The organism is Actinoplanes sp. NPDC051851 (assembly GCF_040681165.1).
GTDB lineage: Bacteria > Actinomycetota > Actinomycetes > Mycobacteriales > Micromonosporaceae > Actinoplanes.
The window spans coordinates 19,151-28,299 of the sequence record NZ_JBFAYF010000086.1; the positions used below are offsets into that span (position 1 = coordinate 19,151).

Genomic DNA, 9,149 nt, shown 5'->3' on the forward strand with positions numbered 1-9,149 from the left:
GGAGCCACGGGGATATGGGAACTGACAGCGTACGGGACCTCGTCGAGGACCGGGCCCGCCGTTCACCGGGCCTGGTGGCCGTCGTCTGCGGCGCCGGCCGGCTCACCTACGCCGAACTCGACGCCCGGGCGAACCGGATGGCCCGGTACCTGGCCGACCACGGCGCCGGTCCCGGCACCGTGGTCGGGCTCTGCCTGCCCCGCGGCATCGACATGGTCGCCGCCGAACTGGCGGTCTGGAAGACCGGTGCCGCGTTCCTGCCGATGGACCCCGAGTACCCGCCGGAGCGGCTCGGCTTCCTACTGACCGACAGCGGCGCGACCGTGCTGGCCGGCGTCGCGGAGAGCCTCCGGGCCGTACCCGCCGGTACGGCCCGGAGGGTGAACCTGGACGAGACACCCGACGATCCCGGTGAGCCGCTCGCCGCACCGCTCTCGCCGGACTCGCTCGCCTACGTCATCTACACCTCCGGTTCGACCGGCCGGCCGAAGGGCGTGGCCGTACCGCATCGCGGCGCGGTCCGCCTGGCCGAGACGATGCGCCCGGTGCTCGGCGTCGCCGAGGGGGTGGTGGCCCTGCAGTTCGCGTCGTTCAGCTTCGACGCGGCGGTCCTCGACGTGGTGGTCACCCTCGCCGCGGGCGGCACCCTGGCGGTGGCCACGGCGGCCGAGCGGACCGACCCGGCCGCGCTGAGCCGGATGATCCGGACGGCCTCGGTCGAGGTGGCCAGCGTCGTACCATCGCTGCTCAGCGTCCTGGAGCCGGACCAGGTGCCGGGCGTACGGACCTGGGTGCTCGGCGCCGAATCGCTGACCGCGGCGCTCGCCGCCCGGTGGGCGGGCCGTGCCCGGCTCTGGAACACGTACGGCCCCACCGAGGCCACCGTGATCACCACGGCGGTGCCGGTACCGGCCGGCACGGAACCCGCGGGCGAGGCACCACCGATCGGCCTCCCCCTCGACGGGACCCGGGTCCACCTGCTCGGCGACGACCTGCGACCGGTGCCGGACGGTACGACCGGCGAGATCTACATCGCGGGCGAGGGCCTGGCCCGCGGCTACACCGGACAGCCGGCCCGGACCGCCGAACGGTTCGTGGCCTGCCCCGGCGGCACCGGCGAGCGGATGTACCGGACCGGGGACCTGGCCCGCCGCGACGCGGAGGGCCGGCTGCACTTCGTGGGGCGGTCCGACGACCAGGTCAAGATCCGTGGCTTCCGGGTCGAGCCGGGCGAGGTCGCCAACGTGCTCGCCGGGCACCCCGCGGTCCGCCAGTGCGCGGTGGTCGCGCGGGACGGGCGGCTGATCGCCTACCTGGTGGCCGCTCCGGGCGCGACGACGGGGAGCGGGGAGCTCCGGGCGTACGCGAGCAAGGTTCTTCCGGACCATCTGCGGCCCTCGGCCTTCGTCGTGCTGGACGCCCTGCCGCTGACGGTGAACGGCAAGCTGGACCGTGCGGCGCTGCCGGCGCCCCCGGAGGCCGTCCGGGAGACCGCGCGGCGGCCCGCCGGCCCGGAGGAGGAGCTTCTCGCCGGGCTCTGCGCTGACGTCCTCGGTCTCGGCGAGGTCGGCCCGGACGACGACTTCTTCCTGCTCGGCGGCGACTCGATCCTGGCGATGATGCTGGTCGCGGCCGCACGCCGGGCGGGCCGCACGATCACCGCCCGGCAGGTCTTCGACGAGCGGACACCGGCCCGCCTGGCCGCGGCGGCCGCCGTCGCGCGGGACGAACCGGCCGCGCCACCCGGTGCGGCGGCCCCCGGGCGGGTGCCGGCCACCTACGTGCTGCGCGAACTGCTCGGCCGGGCCGGCGCCGGCGACCTGCGGGAGGTCTTCCAGTCGGCCACCGTGGTGGTGCCGCCGGAGGCCCGCCTCGACGTCCTCGCCGGCGCCGTGCACGCCGTCATCGCCCACCACGAACTGCTCGGTGCCCGCCTCGACCCGGCGCACGGCGAGCTGGTGACCTCCGGCGCGCCGCCGGCCGGCGCCGTGCTGCGCCGGGTCGGCGCCATCGGTGCCGACCTGCCCGCCCTGGTGGCCGAGGTGACCCGGGCGGCGGTCGCGGAGCTGGACCCGGTCGCCGGCGTGATGGTCCGCGCGATCTGGTGCGACGCCGGACCGGACACCACCGGACGGCTCGTGCTGGTCGTGCACCACACGGTGGTGGACGGCGTCTCCTGGCGGATCCTGCTCCCGGACCTGGCCGCCGCGTACGCCGCCCTGGCCGGCGGCGGGGAACCCGCGCTCGCACCCGTACCGGTCCCGTTCCGGTCCTGGGCCCTGGCCACCGCCGCCACCGACCGTCGCGCCGAGCTGCCGCACTGGACCGGCCTGCTCGGCGGCACCACCCGACTGCTCACCGCCCGCCCCCTCGACCCGTCCCGCGACGTCGGCGACACCGTCCACCGGGTATCGGTGACCCTGCCGGCGGAACTCACCGGGGCGCTGCTCGGCGCGGTGCCCGCCGCGTTCCGGGCCGGCGCCGAGGACGTGCTGCTCACCGGAGTGGCCGCGGCCTTCGCCGCGCGCTGCGGCGACGCCCTGCTGGTGGACGTCGAGGGCCACGGCCGGGAGGGCGGCGCCGACCTGTCCCGGACGGTCGGCTGGTTCACCGCGGTACGCCCGGTGCGCCTGGCGCCCGGCGCCGCGGACACCGTCGGCGAGCTGATGAAACGCGTCAAGGAGGAGCTGCGGGCGGTACCGGGCGACGGCCTCGGCTACGGCCTGCTCCGGCAGCGAGGGCTGCTGGACGGCCTGCCCACCGCCCAGATCGGCTTCAACTACCTGGGCAGGTTCACCGCCACCGGCCGGCCGTGGAGCCTCGACCCGGAGACCGGGCTCGGCGAGGGGCTGGCCGGCCGCTCCCCGGTGATGCACGCCATCGAGGCCGAGGCCCGGGTCCACGACCTGCCCGACGGCCCCCGTCTCACCCTCACCCTCTCCTGGCCGGGCGACCTGCTCGCCACCGGGGAGGCGGAACGGCTCGTCACCGGCTGGACCGGCCGGCTCGCCGAGCTCGCCGCGTACGTCGCGGCGGGTGGCGGCGGCCCCATCCCGGCCGACTTCCCGGCGGCCGGCCTCGACCAGGCACAGCTGGACGAGGTGTGCACCGCCGGCACCGCCGAGATCCTGCCGGTCACCCCGCTGCAGGAGGGCCTGCTCTTCCACGCGTTCTACGACCGGGGCGCCCCGGACGTCTACGTCGAACAGCTCCACCACGACCTGGACGGCCCGCTCGACACCGACCGGCTGCGCCGCTCCTGGCAGGCCCTGCTCGACCGGCACCCGGCCCTGCGCGCCGGCTTCCGGCAGCCGGCCGGCGCGGCCCACCCGGTGCAGGTGATCGCCCGCGAGGTGGTGCTGCCCTGGCGCGAGGCGCCGGATGACGAGGCCGCCGCGGCGGAACGCGCCCGCGGCTTCGACCTGGCCGCGCCACCCCTGCTGCGGGTCCTGCTGATACGGCGGGGCGACGACCGGCACCGGATGGTCGTCACGCTGCACCACGTACTGCTCGACGGATGGTCGCTCCCGGTGCTGCTGGGCGAGCTGTGGGAGGTCTACCGGGCCGGCGGGACCGCCACGCTGCCCCCGGTCACCCCGCACCGCGACCACCTGGCCTGGCTGGCCCGCCAGGACCGGGACGCCGCCCGGACCGCCTGGCGCGCGGCGCTGGCCGGCCTCGACTCGCCGACCCTGGTGGCGCCCGTCCTCGCACCGGCCACCCCGGACTCGATCGGCAACCGGACCCTCGACGTCGACCCGGTGCTGGCCGCGCGGCTGCGCGAGACCGCCCGGCGGACCGGGGTCACCCTCAACACCCTGCTGCAGACGGCCTGGGCGATCGTGGTGGGCAACCTGACCGGCCGCCGCGACGTGGTCTTCGGCGCCACCGTCGCCGGGCGTCCCGCCGACCTGCCCGGCATGGCCACCATGCTCGGACTCTTCATCAACACCGTCCCGGTACGGGTCACCCTGAACCCGGCGGACGCCCTCGCCGGGCTGCTCGCCACCGTCCAGGCCGGACAGGCCGCGCTCCTCGACCACCAGCACCTCGGGCTCGCCGAGATCCAGCGGCTGGCCGGTCCCGGCGCGGGCTTCGACACGCTGATGGCCTTCGAGAACTACCGGGCCCGGGAGACCGAGCCGCCGGCACCGCTGCGCCGGACCGGTGGCGGTGTGCGCGAGGGCACGAGCTACCCGCTGGTCCTCGGCGTGCGCCCGGTCGGCGAGCTGCGCCTGAGCCTGGACCACCGGCGCGACGTGGTCGACGATGTGGACGCCGAGGCGCTGCTCGCCCGCCTGGTGCGGGTGCTGGACCAGATCGCGGCCGATCCGTCCCGCCGGGTCAGCGCCGTCTCGTTCCTCGCCCCGCCCGCACCGGTGCCGACGGCCGCCCCGTCGCTGTCGTTCCTGGAGCGCTTCGTTGCCCAGGACCGTTCGGCGCCGGCGGTGCGTTCCGGTTCCTCGTCCCTGTCGTACGGCGTTCTGGATGCCCGTGCGAGCGCCCTGGCCACGCGGCTGATCGATCTCGGCATCGGTATCGAGGACCGGGTCGGCATCTGTCTGCCCCGTGGCATCGATGTGGTCGTGGCGCAGCTGGCGGTGTGGAAGGCGGGTGCCGCGTGGGTGCCGCTCTCGCCGGAGTATCCGCAGGATCGTCTCGATTTCATCGTGGCGGATGCGGGTGTCCGTGCGGTCGTCGGTGATCGTGCGTTCGGTGATCTGCCGTTGCTGGTCCCGGACGAGGCCGAGTCCTCCCAGGAGTTCCCGTTCCCGGCCGGGCACCACCTGGCCTACGTGATCTACACGTCGGGTTCGACGGGCCGTCCGAAGGGTGTGGCGGTCGAGCACGCGAGCGTGGCCGCGTTGATCGACGGTATGGGCCCGGTTCTGGGTGTGGGGGAGACGGTTCTGCAGTTCGCGGCGTTCAGTTTCGACGCCGCGGTCCTGGACCTCGCCGTGACGCTCGGCTCGGGCGGCACGCTGGCGATCGCTTCGGCGGAGGAGCGCACGGACCCGTCGTTGCTGGCGGCGATGATCCGTGACGCGGGGGTGACGGCGGCGAGTGTGGTGCCCTCCCTGTTGTCGGTCCTCGACCCGGCGACGGTGCCGGGTGTCGCCAATTGGGTGCTGGGTGCGGAGCGGTTGAGTGCCGAGTTGGCGAATCGGTGGCTGGCCCGGGCAAGGGTGTGGAACACCTACGGTCCGACCGAGGACACGGTGATCACCACGGCGGTACGGCTTTCACCTGGTGAGGGTGCGCCGCCGATCGGTGTCCCGCTCGATGGCGAATGCGTGTTCGTTCTGGACGAGTTCCTGCGGCCCGTGCCGCCGGGTGTGACCGGTGAGGTCTACATCTGGGGTACGGGTGTGGCTCGTGGTTACGTGGCTCGTCCGGGGATGACCGCGTCGCGGTTCGTGGCGTGCCCGTTCGGTGGTGGGCGGATGTATCGCACCGGTGACCTGGCCCGCCGGGATCGCACCGGAACCCTGCACTTCGCGGGCCGTATCGACGATCAGGTGAAGATTCGTGGGTTCCGGGTGGAGCCGGGTGAGGTCGAGGCGATCCTTCTCGGTCATCCCGGGGTCTCCCAGGCGGCGGTGCTGGTGCGTGAGGGCCGCCTGGTCGCCTACGTCGTCGGTGCTGTCGAGGGGCTGCGGGAGCACGCGGCGGCATCGCTGCCGGACTACATGGTGCCGTCGGCGTTCGTCGGCCTGGACGCGCTGCCGCTGACCGTCAACGGGAAGCTCGACCGTGCCGCTCTGCCGGACCCGGATGTGTCAGAGGTCGGCCGGGACGCGCGGACCCCGCGGGAGCGGCTGCTCTGCGAGCTGTTCGGGGAGGTCCTGGGCCGCGACGAGGTGCCGGCCGACGCGTCGTTCTTCGCGCTCGGCGGCGACTCGATCATGTCGATGCTGCTCGTCTCGACAGCACGCCGGGCCGGGCTGGTGATCACCTCCCGGCAGGTGTTCGAGTGCCGCACCCCCGCCGCCCTCGCCGCGATCGCGACCGGCCCGGACGGTGCCGAGATCTCCCGGGAGGCGGGCACCGGTGAGGTGCCCTTCACCCCGGTCATGCACGAGCTGCTCGATCGGGTGGGCGCCGACCGGTTCGCCCGGGTCGCGCAGACCGAGGTGCTGAGCGTGCCGCCCGGCCTCGACCCCACGCTGCTCGACGAGGCGGTCGCCGTGCTCGCCGGGCACCACGACATGCTGCGGGCCCGGGCCGACCTGGCGACCCGGCGGCTGCACGTCCCCGGACCCGGGGCGGCCTTGCGGGTACGCACCGTCCGGACCGGCACGATCGGCGACCAACTGCGTGCCGCGGTGGAGCGCCTGGACCCGGAGAGCGGCCTGCTCGCTCAGGTGGTCTGGATGGACCGCGGCCCCGGCCGGGCGGGCCGCCTGCTGCTGGCGGTGCACCACCTCGCGGTGGACGGCGTGTCGATGCGGATCCTCGCCGCGGACCTGGCCGAGGCGTACGCGGCCCTCGCGGCGGGCGACCGCCCGTGCCTCGCGCCGGTGCCGGTCTCCTTCCGCGGCTGGGCCCGCGCGCTGTCCGGCACGGACCGGAGTGACGAGGCCGCACGGTGGACGGAACTGCTGGAGGGCCCGGCCGACCCCGCCGGAGAGCCCGCCGGTCCGGTGCTGCGCCACTCGGTACAGCTGCCGGCCGCGTCGACCGCACCCCTGCTCACCCGGGTGCCGGAGGCCTTCCGGGCCGGTACCGGGGAGATCCTGCTGACCGGCCTGGCCGCCGCGCTCGGCGAGGGCCACGGCGGCGGGCTCGTCGTGGACGTCGAGGGGCACGGCCGGTCGGGCGGCGCCGATCTGTCCCGGACGGTCGGCTGGTTCACCTCGGTGCATCCGGTCCGGTTGCCGGCCGGTGCCGTGAACTCCGTGGCCGAGCTGGCGAAACGGGTCAAGGAGCGGGTGCGGGCGGTCCCCGGCGACGGCGCCGGCTACGGGCTGCTCCGGCAGCGGGGCCTGCTGGCCGGCCTGCCCACCGCCCGGATCGGCTTCAACTACCTGGGCCGCGTCCCGGCCGGTGATCCCACCGCCGGTGACTGGACCCCGACCGGCGAGGGCGGGCCCGGCGACGGCACCGCCGCGGATCTGCCGCCGATGCACCCGATCGAGGCCGAGGCGATCGTCCGCGATCACCCGGACGGCCCGCGCCTGACCCTCACCGTCGCCGCGCCGGACGGCGTCCTCGGCACGGCGGAGGGCGAGGCCCTCGCCGCCGGGTGGGCCGGCGCCCTCACCGGGCTGGCCGGGGAGGTGGCCGCGGGCGCCGGCGGCCCGACCCCGTCCGACTTCCCCCTCGCCGACCTCGACCAGGACGCCGTCGACCGGCTCGCCGCCGCGGTGCCCGGCCTGGAGGACGTGCTGCCGTCGTCGCCCCTGCAGGAGGGGCTGCTCTTCCACGCGCTCCTCGGCGAGCAGGGCACCGACGTCTACGTCGAGCAATTCGCCCTGGATCTGGACGGCGCCGTCGACCCGGCCCTGCTGCGCGCCTCCTGGACGGCCCTGCTGGCGCGCCACGCGAGCCTCCGCGCGGGCTTCCACCACCTGCCCGGCCTATCGGTGCCGGTCCAGGCGGTCGCCGGCGCGGTCACCCTACCGTGGCGCGAGATCGATCTCTCCGGCCACGACCCGCGGGACGCCGGCGCCGAAGCCGAGCGGTTCGGCGCCGCGGACCGGGCCCGGAGCTTCGACCTGACCGTGCCGCCCCTGCTGCGGCTCTCGCTGATCACCCTCGGACCGGACCGGAGCCGGCTGGTCATCAGCCTGCACCACCTGGCGCTCGACGGATGGTCGCTGCAGGTGCTCCTGCGCGAGCTCTGGATCACGTACGCCGACGGCGGCCGCACCCGGAGCCTGCCGCCGGTCACGCCGTACCGGGAGCATCTGGTCTGGCTGTCCCGGCAGGACACGGAGAGTGCGCGCCAGGCGTGGCGTGCCGCGCTGGCCGGAGCCACCGAGCCGACCCTGGTCGCACCGGACGAGGATGCGGCGCTCTCCGGCACGCTCACCCGGCATCTTCCGATCGAACCGGGCCCGGCCCTGACCACGCTGATCCGGGACGCCGCCCGCCGGCACGGCGTCACCCTGAACACCGTCGTCCAGGCCGCCTGGGCACTGGTCGTCGGCGGGCTCACCGGCCGTCGGGACGTGGTCTTCGGCGCCAGCGTGGCCGGCCGCCCGGCGACCCTGCCCGGCATGGAGACCATGGTCGGGCTCTTCATCAACACGGTGCCGGTCCGGGTCCGGCTGGATCCCCGCCGCACCCTGGCCGAGACGCTCACCGACCTGCAGACCGCCCAGTCGGCCCTCCTCGACCACCAGCATCTCGGGCTCACCGAGATCCAGCGGGTCGCCGGGCCGGGTGGGCGCTTCGACACGATGATGGCCTTCGAGAACTTCCCCGAGCACCCGGACGGCCCCGGGCGGGACACCGGCCTGCGCCTGGCCGGTACGACGGTCCGGGAGTCCACCAACTACCCGCTCTCCCTGGTGGCCCGCGACGATCTGACGTTCAAGCTGGACCACCGGCCCGACCTGTTCGGCCCCGACCAGGCGCGCGCGGTGGCGGAGCGCCTGCTGAAGGCGCTCACCCTGCTGGCCACCCGGCCCGGCGAGCTGATCGGGCGGGTCGACGTCCTCAGCGACACCGAGCGCGCGATGGTCCTGGACGGCTGGAACGAGACCGCCCACCCGGTGCCGGGCGACTCGCTCCCGAGCCTCTTCGCCGCTCAGGTGGCGCGTACTCCGGATGCGGTCGCGGTGGTCGACGGCACGAGGGTTCTCTCGTATGCCGAACTGGACAGGCTGTCGGGTCGGATTGCGGCGGGTCTCGCCGGGCGTGGTGTGTCGCGCGGCGGCCGGGTGGGTGTGGTGCTGGACCGGTCGGCGGACCTGGTGGCGGTGCTTCTCGGCATCGCGAAGTCGGGTGCGGCGTTCGTTCCGGTGGACGCCGGGTGGCCGCGGGCGCGGATCGACGCGGTTTTGGCGGATGTCGATGTGACGGTGACCTCCCCTGAGCCGGCTGCCAGCGAGTTGGTGGTGCCGGTGTCCGGAAGTGATCTGGCTTATGTGATGTATACGTCGGGTTCGACGGGTGTGCCGAAGGGTGTGGAGGTCTCGCAC

General features: G+C 75.0%; 1 protein-coding gene. It reads left to right on the forward strand.

Annotated features, from left to right (window positions below):
• Positions 1–14 precede the first annotated feature (14 nt).
• Positions 15–9,149: amino acid adenylation domain-containing protein (locus tag AB0M08_RS43055; RefSeq protein ID WP_364506711.1), on the forward strand; the 9,135-nt coding region annotated here is incomplete at its 3' end.